Annotated in this window: 26 protein-coding genes; 18 read left to right on the top strand and 8 right to left on the bottom strand. The window is 61.1% G+C overall.

The window, feature by feature from the left end; all coding sequences use genetic code 11:
* The 8 genes from AC0R79_RS10435 to AC0R79_RS10400 all read left to right on the top strand — a co-directional run bounded on the left by AC0R79_RS10435 (position 1) and on the right by AC0R79_RS10400 (position 5686).
* The gene (locus AC0R79_RS10435) at positions 1 to 198 is read left to right on the top strand and encodes a cbb3-type cytochrome oxidase subunit 3 (protein WP_102717705.1); all 198 of its coding nucleotides are present in this window, start codon (positions 1 to 3) and stop codon (positions 196 to 198) included.
* On the top strand, positions 195 to 1148 hold the full coding sequence (ccoP, locus tag AC0R79_RS10430) for a cytochrome-c oxidase, cbb3-type subunit III (RefSeq protein ID WP_007960353.1): 954 nt from the start codon (positions 195 to 197) through the stop codon (positions 1146 to 1148). Before AC0R79_RS10435 ends, ccoP (AC0R79_RS10430) begins: the two co-directional genes overlap by 4 nt.
* 481 nt (positions 1149 to 1629) lie before the next feature.
* On the top strand, positions 1630 to 3072 hold the full coding sequence (gene ccoN / locus AC0R79_RS10425) for a cytochrome-c oxidase, cbb3-type subunit I (protein ID WP_007960352.1): 1443 nt from the start codon (positions 1630 to 1632) through the stop codon (positions 3070 to 3072).
* A complete protein-coding gene (gene ccoO / locus AC0R79_RS10420) occupies positions 3072 to 3680 on the top strand; it encodes a cytochrome-c oxidase, cbb3-type subunit II (protein WP_007905434.1) in 609 nt (202 codons plus the stop codon). Before ccoN ends, ccoO begins: the two co-directional genes overlap by 1 nt.
* Positions 3681 to 3685: 5 nt before the next feature.
* Complete coding sequence (locus tag AC0R79_RS10415) at positions 3686 to 3871, top strand: CcoQ/FixQ family Cbb3-type cytochrome c oxidase assembly chaperone (protein WP_003175465.1); 186 nt, start codon at positions 3686 to 3688, stop codon at positions 3869 to 3871.
* On the top strand, positions 3868 to 4851 hold the full coding sequence (ccoP, locus tag AC0R79_RS10410; protein ID WP_102717707.1) for a cytochrome-c oxidase, cbb3-type subunit III: 984 nt from the start codon (positions 3868 to 3870) through the stop codon (positions 4849 to 4851). The genes AC0R79_RS10415 and ccoP (AC0R79_RS10410) overlap by 4 nt, the downstream gene beginning before the upstream one ends.
* Positions 4852 to 5023: 172 nt before the next feature.
* The gene (locus AC0R79_RS10405; RefSeq protein ID WP_039770179.1) at positions 5024 to 5278 is read left to right on the top strand and encodes a type II toxin-antitoxin system Phd/YefM family antitoxin; all 255 of its coding nucleotides are present in this window, start codon (positions 5024 to 5026) and stop codon (positions 5276 to 5278) included.
* Complete coding sequence (locus AC0R79_RS10400) at positions 5279 to 5686, top strand: type II toxin-antitoxin system VapC family toxin (protein ID WP_085609013.1); 408 nt, start codon at positions 5279 to 5281, stop codon at positions 5684 to 5686.
* A gap of 76 nt (positions 5687 to 5762) precedes the next feature.
* On the opposite strand, the gene AC0R79_RS10395 is transcribed toward AC0R79_RS10400, so the two are convergent.
* Positions 5763 to 6767 carry a metallophosphoesterase family protein gene (locus AC0R79_RS10395; RefSeq protein WP_474734315.1) on the bottom strand — a complete coding sequence of 335 codons (1005 nt, stop codon included), beginning with the start codon at positions 6765 to 6767 and terminating at the stop codon, positions 5763 to 5765.
* Between the two features lie 369 nt (positions 6768 to 7136).
* Here AC0R79_RS10395 and AC0R79_RS10390 point away from each other — a divergent pair, with 369 nt between their 5' ends.
* The 7 genes from AC0R79_RS10390 to hemN all read left to right on the top strand — a co-directional run bounded on the left by AC0R79_RS10390 (position 7137) and on the right by hemN (position 14516).
* Positions 7137 to 7325, top strand: a complete 189-nt coding sequence (locus tag AC0R79_RS10390; protein WP_085609015.1) for a hypothetical protein — start codon at positions 7137 to 7139, stop codon at positions 7323 to 7325.
* A gap of 264 nt (positions 7326 to 7589) precedes the next feature.
* Positions 7590 to 9005, top strand: a complete 1416-nt coding sequence (gene ccoG / locus AC0R79_RS10385; protein WP_007951662.1) for a cytochrome c oxidase accessory protein CcoG — start codon at positions 7590 to 7592, stop codon at positions 9003 to 9005.
* 11 nt (positions 9006 to 9016) lie between these two features.
* Complete coding sequence (locus AC0R79_RS10380; RefSeq protein ID WP_007951661.1) at positions 9017 to 9556, top strand: FixH family protein; 540 nt, start codon at positions 9017 to 9019, stop codon at positions 9554 to 9556.
* Positions 9557 to 9689: 133 nt separating this feature from the next.
* Entirely contained in the window at positions 9690 to 12140 is a 2451-nt protein-coding gene (locus AC0R79_RS10375; RefSeq protein WP_474734313.1) for a heavy metal translocating P-type ATPase, read from the top strand.
* Positions 12141 to 12162: 22 nt separating this feature from the next.
* Entirely contained in the window at positions 12163 to 12375 is a 213-nt protein-coding gene (gene ccoS / locus AC0R79_RS10370; protein ID WP_007951659.1) for a cbb3-type cytochrome oxidase assembly protein CcoS, read from the top strand.
* Positions 12368 to 13051, top strand: a complete 684-nt coding sequence (locus AC0R79_RS10365; protein ID WP_474734311.1) for a sulfite exporter TauE/SafE family protein — start codon at positions 12368 to 12370, stop codon at positions 13049 to 13051. The genes ccoS and AC0R79_RS10365 overlap by 8 nt, the downstream gene beginning before the upstream one ends.
* An 82-nt stretch (positions 13052 to 13133) precedes the next feature.
* Entirely contained in the window at positions 13134 to 14516 is a 1383-nt protein-coding gene (gene hemN / locus AC0R79_RS10360; RefSeq protein WP_375746318.1) for an oxygen-independent coproporphyrinogen III oxidase, read from the top strand.
* Here hemN and AC0R79_RS10355 read toward each other — a convergent pair.
* Complete coding sequence (locus tag AC0R79_RS10355; protein WP_375746316.1) at positions 14513 to 14995, bottom strand: hypothetical protein; 483 nt, start codon at positions 14993 to 14995, stop codon at positions 14513 to 14515. The two genes, hemN and AC0R79_RS10355, sit on opposite strands and share 4 nt — an antisense overlap.
* Positions 14996 to 15150: 155 nt before the next feature.
* Between AC0R79_RS10355 and fnr the strand changes: the two genes are divergently transcribed.
* Entirely contained in the window at positions 15151 to 15885 is a 735-nt protein-coding gene (gene fnr / locus AC0R79_RS10350) for a fumarate/nitrate reduction transcriptional regulator Fnr (RefSeq protein ID WP_007951654.1), read from the top strand.
* Positions 15886 to 15963: 78 nt separating this feature from the next.
* Positions 15964 to 16512: an adenine phosphoribosyltransferase gene (locus AC0R79_RS10345; RefSeq protein WP_003223345.1), complete on the top strand. Its 549-nt coding sequence runs from the start codon at positions 15964 to 15966 to the stop codon at positions 16510 to 16512.
* A gap of 147 nt (positions 16513 to 16659) precedes the next feature.
* Here AC0R79_RS10345 and AC0R79_RS10340 read toward each other — a convergent pair whose 3' ends face one another.
* From AC0R79_RS10340 to dnaX, 5 genes are all read right to left on the bottom strand, one after another.
* Positions 16660 to 17808 carry an acyl-CoA dehydrogenase family protein gene (locus AC0R79_RS10340; protein ID WP_375746314.1) on the bottom strand — a complete coding sequence of 383 codons (1149 nt, stop codon included), beginning with the start codon at positions 17806 to 17808 and terminating at the stop codon, positions 16660 to 16662.
* A 71-nt stretch (positions 17809 to 17879) separates the two neighbouring features.
* Positions 17880 to 18482: a recombination mediator RecR gene (gene recR, locus AC0R79_RS10335; protein ID WP_007951652.1), complete on the bottom strand. Its 603-nt coding sequence runs from the start codon at positions 18480 to 18482 to the stop codon at positions 17880 to 17882.
* Between the two features lie 66 nt (positions 18483 to 18548).
* Positions 18549 to 19583, bottom strand: a complete 1035-nt coding sequence (locus AC0R79_RS10330) for an NADP-dependent oxidoreductase (protein ID WP_474734309.1) — start codon at positions 19581 to 19583, stop codon at positions 18549 to 18551.
* 148 nt (positions 19584 to 19731) lie between these two features.
* A complete protein-coding gene (locus AC0R79_RS10325; RefSeq protein WP_007951650.1) occupies positions 19732 to 20070 on the bottom strand; it encodes a YbaB/EbfC family nucleoid-associated protein in 339 nt (112 codons plus the stop codon).
* A 67-nt stretch (positions 20071 to 20137) separates the two neighbouring features.
* Positions 20138 to 22222, bottom strand: a complete 2085-nt coding sequence (gene dnaX, locus AC0R79_RS10320) for a DNA polymerase III subunit gamma/tau (RefSeq protein WP_127797422.1) — start codon at positions 22220 to 22222, stop codon at positions 20138 to 20140.
* Positions 22223 to 22367: 145 nt separating this feature from the next.
* Here dnaX and AC0R79_RS10315 point away from each other — a divergent pair, with 145 nt between their 5' ends.
* Positions 22368 to 23117, top strand: coding sequence for a substrate-binding periplasmic protein (locus AC0R79_RS10315; RefSeq protein ID WP_474734307.1), 750 nt, complete (start codon positions 22368 to 22370; stop codon positions 23115 to 23117).
* A 9-nt stretch (positions 23118 to 23126) separates the two neighbouring features.
* Here AC0R79_RS10315 and AC0R79_RS10310 read toward each other — a convergent pair whose 3' ends face one another.
* Positions 23127 to 25082, bottom strand: a complete 1956-nt coding sequence (locus AC0R79_RS10310; RefSeq protein ID WP_474734306.1) for a hypothetical protein — start codon at positions 25080 to 25082, stop codon at positions 23127 to 23129.
* Positions 25083 to 25157: the final 75 nt, after the last annotated feature.

The raw sequence follows: 25157 nt of genomic DNA, 5'->3' as shown, positions 1-25157 counted from the left end.
ATGGTCATTGAAATGAGCGCGGGGCTGATTCGCGGCCTCGGCACGGTCGTGGTGTTCGTAGCCTTCGTCGGCCTGACCCTGTGGGTGTTCAACCGCAAGCGCACGCCGGAATTCGCCGAAGCGCGCCTGCTGCCGTTTGCCGACGAGCCGCAACCCGACACTACCCAAGCTAATGAAACAAGGAGTACCCGGCCATGACCACCTTCTGGAGTACGTGGATCTGCGTACTGACCATCGGCAGCCTGATCGGCCTGACCTGGCTGCTGGTCGGCACCCGTCGGGGCGAAACCAAGGGCAGCGTCGACCAGACCATGGGCCACAGCTTCGACGGCATCGAGGAGTACGACAACCCGCTGCCGCAGTGGTGGTTCATGCTGTTCGCCGGCACGCTGGTGTTTTCCGTGGGCTATCTGATCCTTTACCCGGGCCTGGGCAACTGGAAAGGCATCCTGCCCGGCTACGAGGACGGCTGGACCGGCGTCCACGAGTGGGAAAAGGAAATGAGCAAGGCTGACGCCAAGTTCGGGCCGATCTTCGCCAAATTCGCCGCCATGCCGGTGGAAGAAGTGGCGAAGGATCCGCAGGCGCTGAAAATGGGTGGCCGTCTGTTCGCCTCCAACTGCTCGGTGTGCCACGGCTCGGACGCCAAGGGCGCGTTCGGTTTCCCTAACCTCGCCGACAAGGACTGGCGTTGGGGCGGCAGCGCAGAAACCATCAAGACCACCATCATGGGTGGCCGGATGGCGGCGATGCCGGCGTGGGGCGAAGCACTGGGCGAGGCCGGAGTGAAAAACGTCGCGGCGTATGTGCGTCACGAACTGGCCGGCCTGCCACTGGCAGCGGACAACAAGGCCGACCTGCAAGCCGGGCAGCAAGCGTTCAGCACCATGTGCGTGGCTTGTCACGGGGCAAACGGCCAGGGCACCGAAGCCATGGGTGCGCCGAACCTGACGCATCCGGCCGGTTTCATCTACGGCACCAGCCTGACCCAGCTCGAGCAGACCATTCGCCATGGCCGTCAAGGTCACATGCCCGCTCAGAACGAGCTGCTGGGCAACGATAAAGTGCAATTGCTGGCCGCTTATGTGTACAGCCTTAGCAATGGATTGAATACAGAAAAACTGATTACTGAGGACAATAAAAAGTAATCATTGCGCACAAGACTGCCGCACGTTTCCAGTGCGGCAGTTTCCAGCCCCTTTGCGACGCATTGTCGCACCCCTTCACCCCCTCTCCTTTCGGTTACCCGGATTCGGGTCTACGCTTGCTCGATGCGGACTGGCCCGTGCCGGTTCCAGGTCGACCCCGAGCGAGGCGTTGAACGAATCGGCTGACTGACATGGCCGCAAAGGCCGGTAGATACCGGCTGTCGTGCCAATTACCGTCCGTCACCCGAACCGAGCGTTCGAACACACCCCGTTACATCCGACCGGGACCCCTCGCTTTTTTCGTCCGCTGCGACATTTTGCCCGAGGGCAATTTTGTCCTTACGCGGCGCATGGAAAGGCCGCAGAATCAGCGTTGGAAAGCATTGACCCAGGTCATGGCGCGTTGCATTGACCCCCTGCTTTCTACATACTTGCGGCCGATTTTAATCCTAATAAAACACCCAAACCGTGGAACCTTAGAATGAGCACAGCAATCAGTCCGACTGCTTATAACTATAAGGTAGTCCGCCAGTTCGCCATCATGACGGTGGTCTGGGGGATCCTTGGCATGGGGCTCGGTGTCTTCATCGCCTCGCAACTGGTCTGGCCGGAGTTGAATTTCGGTCTGCCGTGGACGAGCTTTGGACGCCTGCGCCCGTTGCACACAAACCTGGTGATTTTCGCCTTCGGTGGTTGTGCACTGTTTGCCACTTCCTACTATGTCGTGCAGCGAACCTGCCAGACGCGACTGATTTCCGACAGCCTCGCGGCCTTCACCTTCTGGGGATGGCAAGCGGTTATCGTCGGCGCGATCATTACCTTGCCGCTGGGTTACACCACCACCAAGGAATACGCGGAACTGGAATGGCCCCTCGCCATTCTGCTGGCCATTGTCTGGGTCACCTACGGTCTGGTGTTCTTCGGCACCATCACCAAGCGCAAGACCAAGCACATCTATGTCGGTAACTGGTTCTACGGTGCGTTCATCGTGGTGACCGCGATGCTGCACATCGTCAACCACATGTCGCTGCCGGTCAGCCTGTTCAAGTCCTACTCGGCCTACTCGGGCGCCACCGACGCGATGATCCAGTGGTGGTACGGCCACAACGCCGTGGGCTTCTTCCTGACCACCGGTTTCCTGGGGATGATGTACTACTTCGTGCCGAAACAGGCCGAACGTCCGATCTACTCGTATCGTCTGTCGATCGTGCACTTCTGGGCGCTGATCACCCTGTACATCTGGGCCGGTCCGCACCACCTGCACTACACCGCGCTGCCGGATTGGGCACAATCGCTGGGCATGGCGATGTCGATCATCCTGCTGGCGCCAAGCTGGGGCGGCATGATCAACGGCATGATGACCCTGTCGGGAGCCTGGCATAAGCTGCGCACCGACCCGATCCTGCGCTTCCTGGTGGTATCGCTGGCGTTCTACGGCATGTCGACCTTCGAAGGTCCGATGATGGCGATCAAGACCGTCAACTCGCTCTCGCACTACACCGACTGGACCATCGGCCACGTACACGCCGGCGCGCTCGGCTGGGTAGCGATGATCTCGATCGGCGCGATCTACCACATGATCCCGAAACTGTTCGGCCGTGCGCAGATGCACAGCACCGGCCTGATCAACGCGCACTTCTGGCTCGCAACCATCGGTACCGTTCTGTACATCGCTTCGATGTGGGTCAACGGCATCACCCAGGGCCTGATGTGGCGTGCAATCAACGATGACGGCACCCTCACCTACTCGTTCGTCGAAGCGCTGCAGGCCAGCCACCCTGGTTTCATCGTCCGCGCCCTGGGCGGTGCGTTCTTCGCCAGCGGCATGCTGCTGATGGCTTACAACGTATGGCGCACCGTTCGCGCCTCGAACCCGGCTGAAGCCGAAGCCGCCGCCAAGATTGCCGTAGTTGGAGCTCACTGATGAAGCATGAAGCCGTCGAGAAGAACATTGGCCTGCTGGCTTTCTTCATGGTCATCGCCGTCAGCGTCGGTGGTCTGACCCAAATCGTTCCGCTGTTTTTCCAGGACGTCACCAACAAGCCGGTCGAAGGCATGAAGCCGCGCACCGCCCTTGAACTGGAAGGCCGCGACGTTTACATCGCCAACGGCTGTGTCGGCTGCCACTCGCAGATGATCCGTCCGTTCCGTGCCGAAACCGAACGCTACGGCCACTACTCGGTCGCCGGTGAAAGCGTCTGGGATCACCCGTTCCTGTGGGGTTCCAAGCGTACCGGTCCGGACCTGGCCCGCGTCGGCGGTCGTTACTCCGATGACTGGCAGCGTGCGCACTTGTACAACCCGCGCAACGTCGTCCCCGAGTCGAAAATGCCGGCCTACCCGTTCCTCGTAGAAAACAAGCTCGATGGCAAAGACACGGCCAAGAAAATGGAAGTGTTGCGCACGCTCGGCGTCCCTTACACCGACGAAGACATCGCCGGTGCGAAGGATGCCGTGAAGGGCAAAACCGAAATGGACGCGCTGGTGGCCTATCTGCAAGGCCTGGGCACCATCATCAAAAGCAAACGGTGATCTAGATGGATATCGGGATGATTCGAGGCCTGGGCACCGTTGTCGTGATGGTTGCCTTCATCGGCCTGGCATTGTGGGTGTTCAGCCCCAAGCGCAAGTCAGAGTTTGAAGACGCGACCTTGCTGCCCTTCGCGGATGATCCCGAAGCCATCAAGCACGTCGAGCAAGCTTCTAGGAGTAACAAAGAATGACTACATTCTGGAGTCTGTACGTCACAGTCCTCAGTCTCGGTACGATCTTTTCCCTGACCTGGCTGTTGCTGTCGACCCGCAAGGGCCAGCGCACCGAGCAGACCGACGAGACGGTCGGCCACTCCTTCGACGGGATCGAGGAGTACGACAACCCGCTGCCGAAATGGTGGTTCATGCTGTTCGTGGGCACCATCGTCTTCGCTCTGGGTTATCTGGTGCTGTACCCGGGCCTGGGCAACTGGAAAGGCCTGCTGCCGGGCTACAACTACCTCGATACCGAGAAGCAGACCGCGTTCGCCAACGGCCAGACCGGCTGGACCGGCGTTCACGAGTGGGAAAAGGAAATGGCTCGCTCGGACGCCAAGTTCGGTCCGATCTTCGCCAAGTTCGCCGCCATGCCGATCGAAGAAGTCGCCAAGGATCCGCAAGCCCTGAAGATGGGTGGCCGTCTGTTCGCCTCCAACTGCTCGGTCTGCCACGGTTCCGACGCCAAGGGCGCTTATGGTTTCCCTAACCTGACCGACGCCGACTGGCGCTGGGGCGGCGAGCCGGAAACCATCAAGACCACCATCATGGGCGGTCGTCACGCGGTGATGCCGGCCTGGGCAGAAGTGATCGGCGAGCAAGGCGTGGCCGATGTAGCCGCATTCGTGCTGACCAACCTGGATGGCCGCAAGCTGCCGGAAGGCACCAAGGCAGATCCGGCCAACGGCCAGAAACTGTTCGCCGCCAACTGCGTGGCGTGCCACGGCCCGGCGGGCAAAGGTACGCCAGCCATGGGCGCACCTGACCTGACTCACCCGGCCGCGTTCATCTACGGTTCGAGCTTCGCCCAACTGCAGCAGACCATCCGTTACGGCCGTCAGGGCCAGATGCCTGCCCAGGAACAACTGCAAGGCAACGACAAGGTTCACCTGCTGGCGGCGTACGTTTACAGCCTGTCCCACGGTGAAAAACCAGCGGAAGCCGAGGCCCAGTAAGGCCAACGCTTGAAGCAAAAAAACGGCCCCGCCAATGAGAATTGGCGGGGCCGTTTTGTTTCTGCCCTTTGAATGGCCGACCAGCGGTCAGGCTCGTCAGGACTTCCCGGTTGTGAGACGCCGGACGCAGTAGTAACGTTGCTACATATCTTTTTCAGGAGAGGTCGCAATGATGGCCATCACCACCATTTCCAGCCGCGAATTCAATCAGGACACAAGCAGTGCCAAAAAAGCCGCGCGCAATGGGCCGGTGATCATCACGGATCGTGGCAAGCCCGCCCACGTACTGCTAAGCATTGAGGAGTACGAAAAACTCACCGGCCTCAACGCGAGCATCGTCGATCTGCTGGTCATGCCTGAAGCGGCAGACATCGAGTTCGAAACCGAGCGTGCCGTGATCACTCACCGCCCTGTGGACCTGTCCTGAATGTATTTGCTAGACACCAATGTAATTTCCGAATTGCGCAAACCCCAGGCCGACAAGAACGTTGTCGCCTGGGCCAGAACGATCATTGCCCCTCGCATGTTTATCTCGGCCATTACCTTGAAGGAACTGGAGACCGGCGTCCTACGCATGGAGCGCCGAGACCCGGCTCAGGGAAAGGTTCTGCGCACCTGGCTCAAGCGCCACGTGATGCCGGCCTTCGATGCGCGAATCCTGCCGGTTGATGCGGCTGTTGCCCTGCGCTGCGCGCGCATTCATGTGCCGGATCAGGCGAATGAAAGCGATGCCCTGATCGCGGCAACGGCGCTGGTTCATGGGTTGACAGTGGTCACTCGCAACACCGGTGACTTTGCATCCAGCGGCGTTGACGTCATCAATCCATGGGACTGAGGCATTCGCCTTACCGAATAAAAGCCATGCCCGAAAATGAAACGGCCCCGCCAATGAGAATTGGCGGGGCCGTTGCTTATGGGCGACTGGCCCAGAGGGATTTCACCAGAACCGTGTGCACGAAATGCGGCTTTTGCCAATCATTGTTCTCGATCAGGTTGACATGCAGTAGCTTGCGATCATCCGAAAAGCTAGCTGTCAGGTACGTCTGCTGGGACGTTGCGCCGCTGAGAAACATCGGCACCTTGCCCATCCAGCGCCTGCCACCACCTTGCGTATGGTAATGACCGGCAAAGATGGCGGTGACCTCATACTTCTCGATCATGTCCAGAAAGCGCTGTTGCTGTTGCCAGTCTCCCTGCCAGTCATCCCACTTGTGCATGTTGATGATGATGGCGTAACCCGATACCCGCGCAAGCCTTAAATCCGTTTCAAGCCAGTCCAGAGCGCTGGTGATATTGAAAGTTGTCGGATTCAACGCATGAGCAATCTTCGTAGTGTAGGTGGGCTCATTATTGAGTTGTACCAAATGAACGTCTCCGACATTTTTCGAGTACGCGAGACTGCCCGAATAACGAATATCCAGAAAAGCCCCAGTGACCTCGAGGTCAAAGTTATCCACCTTCCCCTTATGATGTTCGTTGAACTCGACAATGCTACCCGCCGCACAACTATTACTGAAACAGTCATCCACATTATTTTCGTAATCATGATTACCCAAGCCGTACAGGTAATCACCCTTGAAGTATTTTTCCAGGGCCGATTTCATATAGGACCGCTGCCAGCCATGGCCAAAAGCAGTAATGTCACCGTTGATCATCAACGGGATTGCCGCCTGCCCTCCATGGGCGTTTCGAAACGCAGCGATACTGCCCAACTGGCTGTCCACCAGCCACTTGGCACGTTTTTCGAAGTCCGCATCGGATTCCGGCTCTCTACTGTCGGTCTTGTCAGTCCAGGGATATTGCGTGTCGGACGCGAACACCATATGCCGTGGAGCGCCCTCAACGGCATGAGCCAAAGTAACAGAAGAGAATAAACAGACACCCAGCAGAAATTTTACAACTCCATTAAAAGCCATAGCCTCGAAACTCCATTTAACTTGAATAATAACTAGCGACCGAATATCGCCAGACGCAAACATATTCCATCAAATAGTGCTTTTCAAAGCAGATCACGCAGGCAATTAAATAAACTTATTTCAAACACAACAACAGAAACCAGAATTTCTATACTTCAACAAGACCTGTCTAATCTTGACGACTGGAAACCGGCCAAGAAAGAACCGGTTTTCGGCCACGCAGATCAATCTGTGGGGCTAAAAAAACCACATCGCAGCTTCACATCTCGCAACTGAAATTCGATGGGCACATTGGCTGGCAAGCGATAACGTCCTGCTGCAGCCGATGTGCTGACTACCCCACGACTCATCTTGCAAGGAAGCTAAACGATGAAAGAGCAACATCAGAATCAGGATACTGATCAGCCGACTCAAACGGGTGAACAGACGCCACAAAATGATGCGGCCAACGGCGACAGCCTGAGTCGGCAAAAACGCTCCCTAGTGAGCGAAGCCACTGCCGACAGAAAGCGCAGTACCGGCGGGATCGATAGCCTCGGTGGCGGCCGGTTACCTTGACCGACTGATGAAAGCGGCGGCAATGCCTGCACTTCCACAGCATCGCCGTCGCGCTGTCAGCAGCACCTATCGTCTATAGTCAATTGATCTGCATCATGCTTTGTTACATTCGCTACACCATTCATGATTTTTCCCCAACGCGACCAAAGGTCGCACCCGTTCGTCGGCATGACAGGCGTATCATTGCGCCACCGCAACACCCCTTTTTGACCCCGGCCGGCACGTATCGACCGAGGCATTTTTCCACTGCCGTGGGATGCAATGATGAGCAACCAGATTCCGGTACACGACGTCACGCCACCCAGCAAGAACGCGAACAACAGCGTCGACCTTTACGCCTCTCGAGAAAAAATCTACACCCGAGCTTTCACCGGCCTGTTCCGCAATCTGCGGATGATGGGCGGCGCGGCTCTGTTCCTGCTGTATTTCGGTACGGTGTGGCTGAACTGGGGCGGCCATCAGGCGGTGTGGTGGAACCTGCCGGAGCGCAAGTTCTTCATTTTCGGCGCCACGTTCTGGCCGCAGGATTTCATTCTGCTCTCGGGCCTTTTGATCATTGCCGCGTTCGGCCTGTTCTTCATCACCGTGTATGCAGGTCGGGTCTGGTGCGGGTACACCTGCCCGCAAAGCGTGTGGACATGGATTTTCATGTGGTGCGAAAAGGTCACCGAAGGCGACCGCAATCAGCGCATCAAGCTCGACAAGGCGCCGATGAGCGCCAACAAGTTCCTGCGCAAATTCGCCAAGCACGCGCTGTGGCTGCTGATCGGTTTCGTCACCGGCATGACCTTCGTCGGCTACTTCTCGCCAATCCGCGAACTGGTGTTCGAATTCTTCACCGGGCAAGCCGATGGCTGGTCGTATTTCTGGGTCGGTTTCTTCACCCTCGCCACCTACGGCAACGCCGGCTGGCTGCGTGAGCAGGTGTGCATCTACATGTGTCCGTATGCGCGCTTCCAGAGCGTGATGTTCGACAAGGACACGCTGATCGTTTCCTACGACCCGCGTCGCGGCGAAAGCCGTGGCCCGCGCAAGAAAGGCGTCGACTACAAGGCTCAGGGCCTGGGCGACTGCATCGATTGCACAATGTGCGTTCAGGTCTGCCCGACCGGCATCGACATCCGCGACGGCCTGCAGATCGAGTGCATCGGTTGCGCCGCATGCATCGACGCCTGCGACAGCATCATGGACAAGATGGATTACCCACGCGGGCTGATCAGCTACACCACCGAACACAACTTGTCCGGGCAGAAAACCCATAAACTGCGCCCGCGCCTGATCGGCTATGCCGTGGTGCTGCTGGCGATGATCAGTCTGTTGGTCACCGCGTTTTTTATGCGTTCGCTGGTGGGTTTCGACGTCAGCAAGGACCGCGTGCTGTACCGCGAAAACGCCGAAGGCCGGATCGAAAACGTCTACAGCCTGAAAATCATGAACAAGGATCAGCGCGACCACACTTACGTGCTGGAAGCCGCCGGTTTGCCGGATCTGCGCCTGCAAGGCAAGCGCGAGATCAAAGTGCCGGCCGGGGAAATCTTCAGCATGCCGGTCGAGCTGTCGAGCGCGCCTGAGCAATTGCCATCGAGCACCAACGAGGTGAAATTCATCCTCAAGGATGCCGATGACGACAGCGTCCACGTAGAAGCCAAGAGCCGGTTCATCGGCCCACAAAATCGTTGAGAGAACTGAACATGCCCGCAGCAAACGCCGCAAGTCCCTGGTACAAGCACCTTTGGCCATGGATCATCATCGGGATTCTGGCCTGTTCGGTGACCCTGACGTTGTCCATGGTGACCATCGCGGTGAACAACCCGGACAACTTGGTCAACGACAACTACTACGAGGCCGGCAAGGGCATCAACCGTTCGCTGGATCGTGAGCTGCTGGCCCAGACCCTGAAAATGCGCGCGGCCGTGCACCTGGATGACGTGACCGGCGAAGTCGACCTGCGCCTGAGCGGCGACAGCCAGCCGAAAACCCTGGAGCTTAACCTGATCTCGCCGACCCAGCCGGAGAAGGATCGCAAGATCGTCCTGGCCCGCAGCGAGACTGAAACGGGGCGCTACATTGGCCAGTTGAGCGACAAGATCGAAGGCCGGCGTTTTGTTGAGTTGCTGGGCACTCAGGACGATCACGTGTGGCGGATGTTCGAGGAAGAGCTGGTCAGCCATGACAAGGATTTGTTGTTGGGTGATGAGCCGCTGCAAGGCGCCGAAGACCTGAAAAAATAAGCCTTACACTGATCGTTCCCACGCTCTGCGTGGGCACGCAGCCAGGGACGCTCGGCGTCCCAGCCGAAGCGGACGCGGAGCGTCCAGGGAGGCATTCCCACGCGGAGCGTGGGAACGATCATCGGAACGCCTCATGACCATTCCAATCCCCTGCTACCACTGCGCCCTGCCCGTCCCGTCCGGCAGTCGCTTCACCGCCGTCGTGCTCGGGGAATCCCGCGAGTTCTGCTGCCCCGGCTGTCAGGCGGTGGCCGAAGCCATCGTCGCCGGAGGGCTGGAAAGCTATTACCAGCATCGCAGCGAAGCCTCGGCCAACCCCGAAGCGCTGCCAGTGCAATTGGTCGATGAGCTTGAGCTGTACGACCGCGCCGACGTGCAGCAACCTTTCGTGCGCCACGAAGGTGAACTGGCCGAAACCACGCTGTTGATGGAAGGCATCAGTTGCGCCGCGTGCGGCTGGTTGATCGAGAAACACCTGCGCACCCTGCCCGCCGTGGCCGAGGTGCGACTGAACCTGTCCAACCATCGCCTGCATGTGCGCTGGGCTGACACTCAGTTGCCGCTGAGCCAGATCCTCGGCGAACTGCGCCACATCGGCTACGCCGCACACCCGTATCAGGCCGACCGCGCCAGCGAACAACTGGCCAGCGAAAACCGCCTCGCCCTGCGTCAACTCGGGGTCGCCGGGCTGCTGTGGTTTCAGGCGATGATGGCGACCATGGCGACCTGGCCGGAATTCAACATCGACCTCAGCCCGGAGCTGCATACGATTCTGCGTTGGGTCGCGTTGTTCCTCACCACGCCGATTGTGTTCTACAGCTGTGCACCGTTTTTCAAAGGGGCCATGCGCGACCTGCGCACCCGTCACCTGACCATGGACGTTTCGGTGTCGCTGGCGATCGGTGCGGCTTACGTCGCCGGGATCTGGACCTCGATCACCGGGGTCGGCGAGCTGTATTTCGACGCGGTGGGCATGTTCGCGTTGTTCCTGCTTGCCGGACGCTACCTAGAACGCCGCGCCCGGGAGCGTACCGCCGCTGCCACCGCGCAACTGGTCAATCTGTTGCCCGCTTCGTGCCTGCGCCTCGACGACGCCGGCCAGAGTGAACGCATCCTGCTCAGCGAACTGCGCCTCGGTGACCGGGTGCTGGTGCAGCCCGGCTCGGTGCTGCCGGCGGACGGCAAGATCCTCGATGGCCAGTCGAGCATCGACGAATCGGTGCTGACCGGCGAATACCTGCCGCAGCCACGCGCCAAGGGTGATGCCGTCACCGCCGGCACGCTGAACGTGGAAGGGGCGCTGACCGTCGAGGTGCAGGCGCTGGGTCAGGACACACGATTGTCGGCCATCGTCCGCCTGCTGGATCGCGCCCAGGCGGAAAAACCACGACTGGCGGAAATCGCCGACCGCGCCGCGCAATGGTTTTTGTTGCTGTCGCTGATCGCGGCGGCCGCAATCGGTCTGCTGTGGTGGGAACTGGATTCGTCGCGAGCGTTCTGGATCGTCCTTGCGATGCTGGTTGCAACCTGCCCGTGCGCGCTGTCGCTGGCGACGCCGACCGCGCTGACAGCCGCCACCGGCACCCTGCACAAACTCGGTCTGCTGCTAACCCGTGGCCATGTGCTGGAAGGCCTGAACCAGATCGACACGGTGATTTTCGACAAGACCGGCACCCTCACTGAAGGCCGATTGGTGCTGCGCTCGATCCGACCGCTCGGCGCCCTCGACAGCGATCAGTGCCTGAGCCTCGCCGCCGCCCTGGAAAACCGTTCCGAACACCCGATCGCCCGCGCCTTCGGTCGCGCGCCGCTGGCTGCCGAAGATGTCCACAGTACGCCGGGGCTGGGGCTTGAAGGGTTGGTTGGCGAACAGCGCTTGCGCATCGGTCAGGCGGATTTTGTCTGTGATCTCAGCGGCGCACCGGTGCCATCGATGCCGAAGGAGCCGGGGCAATGGCTGCTGCTCGGTGACAATCAGGGGCCGCTGGCCTGGTTCGCCCTCGACGACCGTCTGCGCGACGACGCCCCGGCCCTGCTCGCCGCGTGCAAGGCGCGCGGCTGGCGCACGTTGTTGCTGTCGGGTGACAGTTCGCCGATGGTCGCCAGCGTCGCCGCCGAACTGGGCATCGACGAGGCCCGGGGCGGTCTGCGTCCGGACGACAAGCTGCAAGTGCTGCAACAACTGCATAAGGACGGCCGCAAGGTGTTGATGCTCGGCGACGGGGTCAACGACGTGCCGGTGCTGGCCGCTGCGGACATCAGCGTGGCCATGGGCTCGGCCACCGATCTGGCTAAAACCAGTGCCGACGCGGTGCTGCTGTCCAACCGCCTCGACGCCTTGGTACAAGCCTTCACGCTGGCCCGTCGCACCCGTCGGGTGATCATCGAGAACCTGTTGTGGGCCGCGCTGTACAATGGCCTCATGTTGCCGTTCGCCGCCCTCGGCTGGATCACTCCGGTGTGGGCCGCCGTCGGCATGTCGATCAGTTCCCTGACCGTGGTGCTCAACGCCCTGCGCCTGACTCGCCTGCCGAGCGCGCCGGCCGTCAACCCCACGTCAGAAACCCGCCCGCTGCCGGCCTGAGTCGCGCGGGCATGGAGTACAGATGCCAGCTCTCTACGTGATGATTCCGGCCGCGCTGCTGATCGTGGCCATCGCCGTCTACATCTTCTTCTGGGCGGTGGACAGCGGCCAGTACGACGACCTCGACGGCCCGGCCCACAGCATCCTGTTCGACGACCAGGACCCGAACCACACCGCCGCAGTGGACGAAGCCAACCCGGCCAAACCGGACGACAAGGCGCCACCCCATGCTTGAACTGGCGCCACTGCTGGTGTCTGCGTTGATTCTCGGCCTGCTCGGTGGCGGGCATTGCCTGGGCATGTGCGGCGGCTTGATGGGCGCGCTGACTCTGGCGATTCCCAAGGAACAACGCAGCCGACGTTTTCGATTGCTGCTGGCCTATAACCTCGGGCGGATTCTCAGTTATGCCACGGCGGGATTGCTGATCGGGCTGGCGGGATGGGCTGTTGCCAACAGTCCTGTTGCGCTGTTCATGCGCGTACTCGCGGGGTTGCTGCTGATCGCCATGGGCCTGTATCTGGCAGGCTGGTGGAGCGGCCTGACCCGCATCGAAAGCCTGGGTCGCGGACTGTGGCGTTACATCCAGCCAGTCGCCAATCGCCTGCTGCCGGTGTCGAGCATGCCTCGCGCTTTACTGCTCGGCGCACTGTGGGGCTGGCTGCCGTGCGGACTGGTTTACAGCACGCTGTTGTGGTCGGCCAGTCAGGGCAATGCACTGGACAGCGCGTTGCTGATGCTCGCCTTCGGGCTCGGTACCTGGCCGGTGTTGCTGGCAACCGGCCTCGCGGCCGAACGGGTCACGGCACTGTTGCGCAAACGCAGCGTGCGCATGGCCGGCGGTCTGCTGGTGATCCTGTTCGGCATCTGGACCCTGCCGGGTCCGCACCAGCACTGGCTGATGGGCCACTGATCCCGTTGATGCAAATCAAGATGCCTTTTTGTGCCCTCCCCTAGACTCGGCACACTGCCAGCCTATCCGGGGGAATGCCCGCATGCTCGACGCCATTCGTTGGGACACCGATTTGATCCGCCGCTACGACCTGGCGGGGCCGCGCTACACCTCGTACCCGACGGCCGTGCAATTTCACAGTCAGGTCGGCACCTTCGACCTGTTTCACGCCCTGCGCGACAGCCGCAAGGCTCTGCGCCCGTTGTCGCTGTACGTGCACGTGCCGTTCTGCGCGAACATCTGCTACTACTGCGCCTGCAACAAGGTCATCACCAAGGATCGCGGCCGCGCGTTGCCGTATCTGCAACGGCTCGAGCAGGAAATCCAGCTGATCGCCTGCCACCTCGACCCGGCGCAGAAAGTCGAGCAACTGCACTTCGGCGGCGGCACGCCGACCTTTCTTAGCCACGATGAACTGCGCCAGTTGATGGCGCACCTGCGCAAGCATTTCAATCTGCTGGACGATGACTCCGGCGATTACGGCATCGAGATCGACCCGCGCGAAGCCGACTGGTCGACCATGGGCCTGCTGCGCGAATTGGGCTTCAACCGAGTCAGCATCGGCCTGCAGGATCTCGATCCGGCGGTACAACGGGCGGTCAATCGCCTGCAAAGCCTGGAAGAAACCCGTGCGGTGATCGACGCGGCACGCACCCTGCAATTTCGCTCGATCAACATCGACCTGATCTACGGCCTGCCCAAGCAGACTCCGGACAACTTCGCCCGCACCGTCGAGGAAGTTATCAGCCTGCAACCGGACCGGCTGTCGGTGTTCAACTACGCGCACCTGCCGGAACGCTTCATGCCGCAGCGGCGGATCAACGGCAACGAACTGCCGAGCCCGGCGCAGAAGCTGGAAATGCTCCAGCGGACCATCGAACAACTGACCGCCGCCGGCTATCGCTACATCGGCATGGACCATTTCGCCCTGCCCGACGATGAACTGGCGATTGCCCAGGAAGAATCGACCCTGCAACGCAATTTCCAGGGCTATACCACCCACGGTCACTGTGACCTGATCGGCCTAGGCGTGTCGGCCATCAGCCAGATCGGCGACCTGTACTGCCAGAACAGCAGCGATCTCAATCACTACCAGAACACCCTCGCTGGCGCGCAACTGGCCACCAGCCGTGGCCTGGTGTGCAACGCCGACGACCGCTTGCGCCGCGCGGTGATCCAGCAACTGATCTGCAATTTCAGCCTGGAGTTCGCCGAGATCGAGCGCGGCTTCAACATCGATTTTCAGGGTTACTTCGGCGCGCTCTGGCCGCAATTGCAGGGCATGGCGCAGGACGGGCTGATCGAACTGGATCGCGAGCGGATCACCGTGCTACCGGCCGGGCGCCTGCTGGTGCGTTCGGTGTGCATGGTGTTCGACGCGTATCTGGAACAGCAGAACCGCCAGCGTTTTTCGCGGGTGATTTAGCTCTTCATCAGCAGCGAGTTGGTGTTCAAATTCTGGTCAGCGGTCAGGCCCGATTGGTCGATGACCTTGGCCAGAGACAGGTTGGCGGTGATCAGACCGTTGTTGAGGGCGGAGATGGCGCCTTTGAGGGCAGCGATCTTGGCGAATCGCTCTTCGTTGGAAAGGGTCTTGTTGGCCATCAGCGCGTTGATCTGGGCGTTCTTCTCGGCGATCTGCTGGCGAAGCTTGCGAATCATCTTCAGCAATTGCTGGACGTTTTCCGGCAGCCCGCTTTCTTCGATATCGCGGTTTTTCCCGCCGGAACCGGCGGATTTAGCAATGGCGGCACCGGACAGCGACACTTTGACGCCCTCGACCAAGGTCGGGCTTCCCAACGATGCCGCGTCTGTGCCGGACTCATCGTCAACGGAGGTTTCAGCACTTTCCAGCAACGACGCAACGCCACTGTTACCGGGGGTCAGCGTACCAATAGCAGTCATCGAAGCGGTTCCTTGCATGCCGTCAGATACCTGTTTATCGGCCGTCATCCCTGCGGCTTTATGCCGTGGGGGCAATCTCGCCACAGACTGGCCTGAATGTCCTCCGCTGGGTTACCCTTACGCCTTATGTGTGTTTTCCCACAAGGATTTAAGAAATGTCCGAGCCAGTTAAACTGCGCGCTCACAACCAGGCTAATTGCAAGGATTGCAGCCTGGCCCCTCTCTGCCTGCCACTTTCACTGAATCTGGAAGACATGGATGCGCTGGACGAAATCGTTAAACGTGGCCGCCCGTTGAAAAAGGGTGAGTTCCTGTTCCGCCAGGGCGACACCTTCGATTCCGTTTATGCAGTACGCTCCGGCGCCCTCAAGACCTTCAGCCTGAGCGACACCGGCGAAGAACAACTGACCGGCTTCCACCTGCCGAGCGAACTGGTCGGGCTGTCCGGCATGGACACCGAGAAACATCCGGTTTCCGCGCAGGCGCTGGAAACCACTTCGGTCTGCGAGATTCCGTTCGAACGCCTCGACGAACTGGCCCTGCAATTGCCGCAGCTGCGCCGTCAGTTGATGCGCGTGATGAGCCGCGAAATCCGCGACGACCAGCAAATGATGTTGCTGCTGTCGAAGAAAACCGCCGACGAGCGCATCGCCACCTTCCTGGTCAACCTGTCGGCGCGTTTCCGCGCTCGCGGGTTCTCGGCCAACCAGTTCCGCCTGAGCATGTCGCGCAATGAAATCGGCAACTATCTGGGGCTGGCGGTTGAAACCGTGTCCCGGGTCTTCACCCGCTTCCAGCAGAACGAATTGATCGCCGCCGAAGGCAAGGAAATCCATATCCTCGACCCGATCCAGCTCTGCGCCCTGGCCGGCGGCTCGCTCGAAGTCTGATCTCGACCCGCGGCCGAGCGTATCGTTTCAGCCGCGGGTATACTGCGCCGTTTGCAGCCCTGCCAGGACACCTCGACGATGGTCTTCGACTCCTTCGACATCAAATCCCTGATCCGCCCCGTGATCGACTTCCCGAAACCGGGCGTGATCTTTCGCGACATCACCCCGCTGTTCCAGTCGCCCAAGGCCCTGCGCCTGGTGATGGACAGCTTCGCCCACCGCTATGTGGAAGCCGACTTCACCCACATCGGTGCGATGGATGCGCGTGGCTTTCTGATTGGTTCGGTGCTGGCCTATCAACTGAACAAGCCGCTGGTGCTGTTCCGCAAGCAAGGCAAACTGCCGGCGGACGTGCTGGCTGAAGGTTACGCGACCGAGTACGGCGAAGCGTTCCTCGAAGTGCACGCCGACAGCCTGTGTGAAGGCGATTCGGTGGTGATGTTCGATGACCTGATCGCCACCGGCGGCACGCTGATCGCAGCGGCCAACCTGATCCGCCGCATGGGCGCCCGCGTTCATGAAGCGGCAGCGATCATCGATCTGCCGGAGCTGGGTGGTTCGCAGCGTCTTGAGGACATGGGGATTCCGACGTTCTGCCTGACGCAGTTTGCGTTGACTGATAAATAAAACCCCGCGCCTGATCGTTCCCACGCTCTGCGTGGGAATGCAGCCCGGGACGCTCCGCGTCCCTTCCAAAGCCGAACGCGGAGCGTCCGTTGAGGCATTCCCACGCAGAGCGTGGGAACGATCAGTCCTCCGTGTGGAGACGATCAGTCAGAGTCCCATCTGCTTGCTGATGATCTCGTTCATCACTTCCCGCGTACCGCCGCCAATCGACAGGATGCGGTTATCCCGATACAGCCGCTCCACCAGGCTTTCGCGCATATAACCCAACCCGCCAAGAATCTGCACCGCCTCGTTGGTGATGCGGTCCGAAGTGTCCGTGGCAAAGTTCTTGGCCATGGAAATCTCCTTGATCACGCTCTGCCCCGCCGCCATTTTCGCCGCCTGCCGGTAGGTGAACTCCCGCGAGACTTCCAGCGCCGTGGCCATTTCCGCGAGGCGATGCTTGATCACCTGGAACTTGCCGATGGGTTTGCCGAACGCTTCACGCTCCTTCGCCCACTTCAGGCTCTCTTCCAGCGCCAGTTGCGCGGTCATGTTGGCCATCAGCGCCAATGCCAGACGTTCGCTCTGGAAGTTGCCCATGATGCAGGCAAAACCCATGTTTTCAGCGCCGATCAGATTTCCCACAGGCACACGGCAATCGTCGAAGAACAACTCAGCCGTGTCCGACGCCCACCAGCCCATTTTCTTCAGCTGGCGGCCGACGGTGAAACCCGGCGTGCCCCTCTCGATCAGCAGCAGACTGATACCGCCAAAACCGGGCGCACCGGTACGCACCGCTACGGTGTAGTAGTCGGCGCGTACGCCACTGGTGATAAAGGTTTTGCTGCCGCTGACCCGGTAATGATCGCCATCGCGTACGGCGCGGGTCTGCAGGTTGGCGACGTCGGAACCGCCGCCCGGTTCGGTGACGGCCAGGGCGCTGATTTTCTCGCCGCTGAGCACTTGGGGCACGACGCGGTCACGGACTTCAGGCCGGGCCCATTTGACGATCGGCGGCAAACCGATATCCAGCGAACCGAGCCCGGCCACCAGCCCGCCGGAGCCGCAACGCATCAGTTCTTCGCTGGCGGCGATCTTGGCGAACAGATCACCTTCGTGACTGCCGCCGAGCGCTTCGGGGTAACCGATGCCGAGGATGCCGGCCGCACCGGCCTTGAGGTACAGCTCACAGGGGAAGTTTTCGGCTTCTTCCCACGCATCGATGTCCGGCAGGATCTCGCGTTCGACGAAACGTCTGACGCTGTCGCGGACCAATTGGTGGCTGGGGTCGAAGTATTCCTGGAAGGCGGGCATCGGCGAACTCCATGGAAGGGTTCGCCGAACTTAACCGAGCGCTTGCTTGGTTTTCAACAGGATTGTGTGGCTCAGAGGGAAATCGGCTTGCGCCCGGCAAACGAGTGAGCCAGCGTGCCGCCGTCCACCAGTTCCAGTTCGCCACCCAACGGTACGCCGTGGGCGATGCGCGAGGCGATCAGGCCTTTGTTCTGCAGCAACTGAGCGATGTAGTGCGCCGTCGCTTCGCCTTCCACGGTCGGGTTGGTGGCGAGGATGACTTCGGTGAAGGTGCCCGCCTCTTCGATCCGCGCCATCAGTTGTGGAATGCCGATGGCTTCCGGGCCCAGGCCGTCCAGCGGCGAGAGATGCCCCTTGAGCACGAAATAGCGACCACGGAAGCCGGTCTGCTCGACCGCGTAGACGTCCATCGGCCCTTCCACCACGCACAGCAGCGTGTCGTCGCGGCGGGTGTCGGCGCATTGCGGGCACAGATCGTCTTCGGTCAGCGTGCGGCACTGGCGGCAGTGTCCGACCCCTTCCATGGCCTGGCTCAAGGCCTGAGCCAGGCGCGTACCGCCGCTGCGGTCACGTTCGAGCAACTGCAACGCCATACGCTGGGCAGTTTTCTGACCCACGCCCGGCAAAGTTCGCAGGGCGTCGATCAGTTGGCGAATCAAAGGGCTGAAGCTCATGGGGAAAAAGTCCGACAAAACAACGAGACGCGGTTTATACCCGCGCCTCCGGCCAGCGTCAAATCCTCAGTCCTGGGCGACCTTCACCACCAGTTTGCCGAAGTTGCGCCCCTCCAGCAGCCCGATAAACGCCTCAGGCGCCTGCTCCAGGCCCTCGACCACGTCCTCGCGGAATTTCACCTTGCCGTCGCGCACCCACGGCACCATGGCGCTGATGAATTCCGGCTGACGGTCACCGTAGTCGTCAAACACGATGAAGCCCTGAATCCGTACGCGCTTGGTCAGCAAGGTGCGTTGCAGTGCAGGCAGGCGATCCGGGCCTTTCGGCGCTTCCGAGGCGTTGTAGCCGGCGATCAGGCCGCACAGCGGGATCCGCGCCTTGGGATTGAGCAGCGGCACAACCGCATCGAAGACATGGCCACCGACGTTTTCATAATAGATGTCGATGCCATTGGGACAGGCCTTGGCCAGTTGCTCGGCGAAGTCCGGTGCCTTGTGATCGATACAGGCGTCGAAGCCCAGTTCCTCGACCACGTATTTGCACTTCTCGGCACCGCCAGCCACGCCGACGGCGCGCAGGCCTTTGATCTTGGCGACCTGGCCGACCACCGAACCCACTGCGCCGGAAGCGGCGGCGACCACCAGAGTCTCCGCTTCTTTCGGCTGACCGATGTCCATCAGCCCCATGTAGGCGGTCATGCCGGGCATGCCCAGCACGCCGAGGGCCATCGACGGGCTCGGCAGGCCGGACGGGATCGGGATGATGTTGCGGCCATCGCTGATGCTGTGGCTTTGCCAGCCAGTGGCACCGACGACCAGATCGCCGGGGTGGAATTTCGGATGACGCGACTGTTCGACCCGGCTGACAGCGCCGCCGGTCATCACCTCGCCGATTTGTACCGGCGCTGCGTAGGACGGCGCGTCACTCATGCGCCCGCGCATGTAGGGATCGAGCGACAGGTACAGGGTCTTGAGCAATACCTGGCCATCTTCAAGGTCCGGCAGCGCCTCGCGCTCCAGACGGAAGTTCTCGGGCGTCGGCGCACCTACCGGCCGCGAGGCCAGCACGAAGCGTTGATTGAGGGTCAGAGAGTCGGACATGTCAGCGTCTCCTTTGAATGATGAATTCGGCGGTATAGGGAGCAGACCGTTGCAGCTATTGCGCGTTCGATGTTTCGTCAGCCGGAAACAAAAATGCCAGGCGCGATGCCTGGCATTTTTTGTAGCTCATCCAACCCGCAAAGGCGAATCAGAACGGCAGTTTCATACCGGCCGGCAGGTTCATGCCAGCGGTCATGCTGCCCATCTTGGCCTGGCTGTTGGCTTCGATCTGACGCACGGCGGCGTTGACGGCTGCAGCCACCAGATCCTCGACCACTTCGCGGTCGTCTTCGTCCAGGCCCGGCAGTACGCTCGGGTCGATGCTGACTTTTTTCACGTCATGACGACCGGTCATCACCACGGTGACCAGATCGCCACCGGCTTTGCCGGTGACTTCGGCGTTGGCCAGTTCTTCCTGCATCTTGGCCATTTTTTCCTGCATCTGCTGCGCCTGCTTCATCAGGCCGGCCATGCCACCTTTCATCATGGGAATCACCTCAAAAGTACTTGGATCAAAACAGCGCCCGGCCAGACAGGCCGGACGCCCTCAGTTATTAGCCCTGACTGACCAGGGCGTCGACAGGTTCAATAGTATCGTGTCGCACGACCGCACCGAACTGCTGCACCATCTGCTGGATGAACGGATCGCCGTGGATCGATTCCTCCGCCTCGCGCTGACGGTTGGCACGGCGCCGGGACGCGGCCTGCGCCGGGGTTTCCTGCTCCGGCTTGATCAACTCGATAGTCAGGGTCAGCGTGCGCCCGTGGAACTGGTTCAGCGCATCGTTCAGACGACGCTGCTGGGTGGCGTTGAACAAGGCGCTGTGGGCCGGGTCCAGGTGCATCAGCCAGTTGTCGCCATCGACCGCGATCAGCGTGCAGTTGGCGGCGATGCTGCCGGTCATGCCGGAGATCGGCAGTTGCGGGAACAGCTCCAGCCATTGCAGGGCCAGACCGGTGGCCGGTGCGGCGGCAGGTTCCGGCTCGGGCTCCGGGGCCGGTTCTGCGGCGTGCTCGCTGGCCAGATCGTCAAGGTAACTGTAGGCCGAATCCATGTCCGGCTCGATGTAGTCCTCGTCGAGCGGCGGCTCGTCGTCCATGTCCATGCCTGGCGTGGCGGCATCGACGTCGGCTACTGACGGCTCGGGAATCGGCGCGGCGGCCCACTCCGGGGCGTCCGGCACGACGCTGTCCGGGGTCGGCAGCGGCATTGGCGGCAGGTCCGGCTGTTCGGCGGTGGTTTCCAGCACCGGCTCGACGGCTGGCTGCTGCACAGGCGCCGGTTCTACCGGGTCGTTCCACGGCAGGTCGACGACTTCTTCGACAGCGACCGGTTCGGGCTCTGGCTCAGGAACGGGTTCAGGCGCAATCACCGGGGCAACCGGTGCAGGCTCGGGAGCCGGCGCAGGCGCAACCACCGGCGCCGGCGCGGGCGCAACAGCCGCAGCAACTACCGGCGCAGGTTTAGGCGCGGCAGCCACTGAGTTTGCGGAATCAACTGTGGCCTGGCTGATCCCCACTGGCTTTAGCGGTTGCCTCGGGGCGTCCGCCGTGTCTGCCGGCCGGAAGGCCAGCATCCGCAGCAGCACCATTTCGAAACCGCCTCGCGGGTCCGGCGCCAGCGGCAAGTCGCGGCGACCGATCAGGCCCATCTGGTAATAGAACTGCACGTCTTCGGCCGGCAAGGCCTGGGCCAGTGCCAACACCCGGTCACGGTCGCCGTGGCCGTTGTCGACACCTTCCGGCAAGGCCTGGGCGATGGCGACGCGGTGCAGCACGTTGAGAATTTCCGAGAGCACGCCGTTCCAGTCCGGGCCCTGTTCAGCCAGATGACGCACGGCTTCGAGCAACGCCTTGGCGTCGCCTTCGATCAGCGCGTGCAGCACGTCGTAGACCTGGCCGTGATCCAGCGTACCGAGCATCGCCCGCACATCGGCGGCCAACACCTTGCCTTCACCGAAGGCAATGGCCTGGTCGGTCAGGCTCATGGCGTCACGCATCGAACCGTCGGCCGCGCGGCCGAGCAGCCACAGCGCGTCGTCTTCGAACGGGACGTTTTCGGCGCCCAGAACGTGGGTCAAATGCTCGACCACTCGCTCAGGGGTCATGTTCTTCAGGGAGAACTGCAGGCATCGCGACAAAATCGTTGCCGGAAGTTTCTGCGGGTCGGTGGTCGCCAGGATGAACTTGACGTAGGGCGGCGGCTCTTCGAGGGTTTTCAGCAGCGCATTGAAGGAATGGCTGGAGAGCATGTGCACTTCGTCGATCAGGTAGACCTTGAAGCGCCCGCGGCTCGGGGCGTACTGCACGTTGTCGAGCAGCTCGCGGGTGTCCTCGACCTTGGTCCGGCTCGCGGCGTCGATCTCGATCAGGTCGACGAAACGGCCTTCATCGATCTCGCGGCACACCGAACACTCGCCGCACGGGCTTGAAGTGATACCTGTTTCACAGTTCAGGCATTTGGCGATGATCCGCGCAATCGTGGTCTTGCCGACGCCCCGCGTACCGGTGAAGAGGTAGGCGTGGTGCAGGCGCTGGCTGTCCAAGGCATTGATCAGAGCCTTGAGCACATGGGTCTGGCCGACCATTTCGCGGAACGAGCGCGGACGCCATTTACGTGCAAGAACCTGATAACTCATCGAAAACCGTCGCGGCAAAGGAAGCAGAAGCGGCTAATGCTAGCGGAGCAAGGCCAAAATTGCATCCGGTGTGCTCGTCTATTCTGGCTAAGCTGCATGAGCGAGGGCTTTTGTCGGCTCGGGATCGGGAATTACCGGAGCGTTTATGCGGTGGGCCGTGGGGGCATTACTGGGATTGAGCCTGAGCGCGATGGCGTCGCAACCGCCGCTGCGCTTCGTGGTTGCCGACAGCTGGGCGATGCCGATGGTGCAGATCGAACGCGGCCGCCCGACCCAGGGCATCCTCTACGACATGATGCTCAGCCTGGCGACCCAGGTTGGCGTGCCGGCGCAATTTCACGTCCTGCCCCGCGCCCGGGTGCAGAACGCCATGGAACACGGCGAAGTCGACGTGCGCTGCTATGCCGCACAATCGTGGCTGCCGAACCTGTCCGGCGATTACATCTGGAGCATTCCGCTGTTCTTCCAGCGCGACCTGCTGATCAGCCGTCAGGACCAACCGCCCAACGCCGATCCGGCCCACCTGCCCCGCCAGTCGATCGGCACCGTGCTCGGCTACAGCTACCCTACGCTGCAACCGATATTCGACGCCGACCGACTCTGGCGCGAAGACGCGCGCAATCAGGAACAGGTGCTCGACAAACTCTTGGCCGGCCGCTACCGCTACGCCGTCAGCAACCAATGGACCCTGGACTGGTTCAACCAGCGCTTGCTGCCGGCGCAGCAACTGCAAGCGGTGGCCGTGTTGCAGGAGCAGAAGGTCGGCTGCTATGTGCGCAACGATCCGAATGTGCCGGTGCAGCGGATATTGAGGACGTTGCTGCGAATGAAAATGTCGGGGGAGATTGATGACATTATCCGGTTGTATACCGGTGGGTCGGGCGGCGAGCCGTAAGCCAGACCCTCAATGCCCGGCCGTATCGCGAAACTGCTGATACTCGTGATACTCGACCCACGCCACCACATCGTACGGCACGTATAGCTTCAGCCTGGCGCGGGAGATGGCGATGTACACGGCGCAGATCCGCTGATCAAACGCGTAGGCATCCTTGAATTTCTCGTTGGTCAGCAACCCCGGCGTCAGCAGGACTTTGTCGAACTCCATGCCCCCCGCCTCTTCCGCGAGCATCAGCAGGCAGCCGTTGCCGGCGTTGTCGATCATTCGGTTCAGGCGTGTCAGGTCGGCAATCATGAAGCCGTTTTCCAGCTTGTCCTTGACCCGCAGAAACGACTCGTCGAACTGATTGGCGTCGCACACAGCTTGCCAGTCAGGCAGGTCGCTGAAATACGGATGCACGCCGTTTTCGCTGAATTCAGAACGGTAGAAGTCAGGTTTGAACAGTTCGATGGCGGTAGCCATGAAATGCTTGAGCTCATCCTGAGTTCGCTTGTCCGGGAATCTGAACTTGCAGTTGGAATCGTGCAGGTGGATGGCCCAGATCATGCTGTCCCACGGCGATGCCGTCAGCACCACGCAACCCTCGGACGGTACGAAACCTTCCGGGTATTCCTTGATGACGACGTCAGCATCACTGGCGCCTTCAAACGGAATCTTGCCCTTCTGCGAATGCCGGGCGATCAGCGGATTGACCAGCCGTTCGACGTTGCGGCCCGAGCGCACGGAATAGCTGATATCGCTCTGGCGAACCTCACGGTGCCGTTTGACCGGCACGCCGCTGGCCTGCTGGTACTCGTCGCCGAGGGTGATGAGCACCTGACGACCGCGCTCGATGATCTGCAACAGCGAGCCGGGAATGTCCTGGCTCTCGTCGATCAGCACGTGCGTGTAGCGCGCCGGCACCACGCAACCGGCGATGCAGGCCCGCTTGATCATCAGCAGCGCTTCGAACCCGGTCTGGCTGCCCCACGCCGGGTTGAGTTCGAGGTAGCCCCACACCCGGCTCGAATACTCCAGCAACACCTGAGCGTCGACGCTGGAGAGCGGCTGGTTGAAATGCGGCAGATGCTTCGCCGAAAACGTGTGATCGCGGAAGCGGCAGTATCGTTCGATCACTTTGAGGCAGAGTTCAAGGGTCGCCTGCCCGTCGTGGTGGCGAAAACCGAAGATATTCAGTTCCTGCGCCAGCGCCTGCCGGGTCGGGATTCGCCCTCCCTCCGCCTGAGGCCTGCGCCCGAGCATCAGCGACTGCGCAAACGCCAGGAAGGTCTTGCCAGCCTTCTTCTCGCTCGGCCCCACCATGCGCTGGCGAAGGACTTCCAGCTTGGCCGGGGTGCGCGCCAGCAACAGGGTCTTTTCCGGGCGCAGATGCTCCAGCAACGCGACCAGCAGATGGCTTTTACCGATCCCCGCATAGCCTTGAACATGCAGGTCTTCGTCCAGGTTGGCGCGGAAGGTCCTGACCAGTTTGTCCTGCGCCGGGCTCAACCAGCGCTCGCGGTAACGGGGCGTCACTATCGGCTGGCTGAACGGGTCATGGCTGCGATGGCGCCGGACTTTGTATTCGAAATCCCACTGGCCGTCGGGCAACAAGTAGTCGCGTGCCGATATTTCTTCAGCCAGCAGAAAACGCAGGTTCAGAGGGTTCAGGACCTTCAGGCCGAAATACAGTTTGCGCGGGTCGAACAATCGCTGCGCTTCCGACAGCAGGCCCGCGGTCGTTGCCTGACGAGTATCGACAGCCCACGCCAATAGCTTGGCCAGAATTTTCTCTGCCGCCACGGCGCCGAGATCCTGCTCTTTCGTCTGCACCAGATTCTGGATGACCAGCACAGCCGCCAACTCCGGATCGGTCAGGCTTTCGAGCACTTTGGCCCCACCCGCCTGCAACAGGTTCGCGCAGGTTTCATCCGTGACGGGCAAGAACACAGGGCTGGATAGATCGGAATGTTCCGGGAGCATAAAACCTCGCGGCCAGGGCGCAGACCCTAAGGTCGATCCCGGCCAGACTCTTCATTTATTTCGGTGGCTGCGAGT

This window comes from Pseudomonas sp. HD57-3, assembly GCF_056113135.1.
The sequence above is the reverse complement of the archived record's forward strand: the minus strand, read 5'-3'. Positions and strand labels throughout refer to the sequence as shown.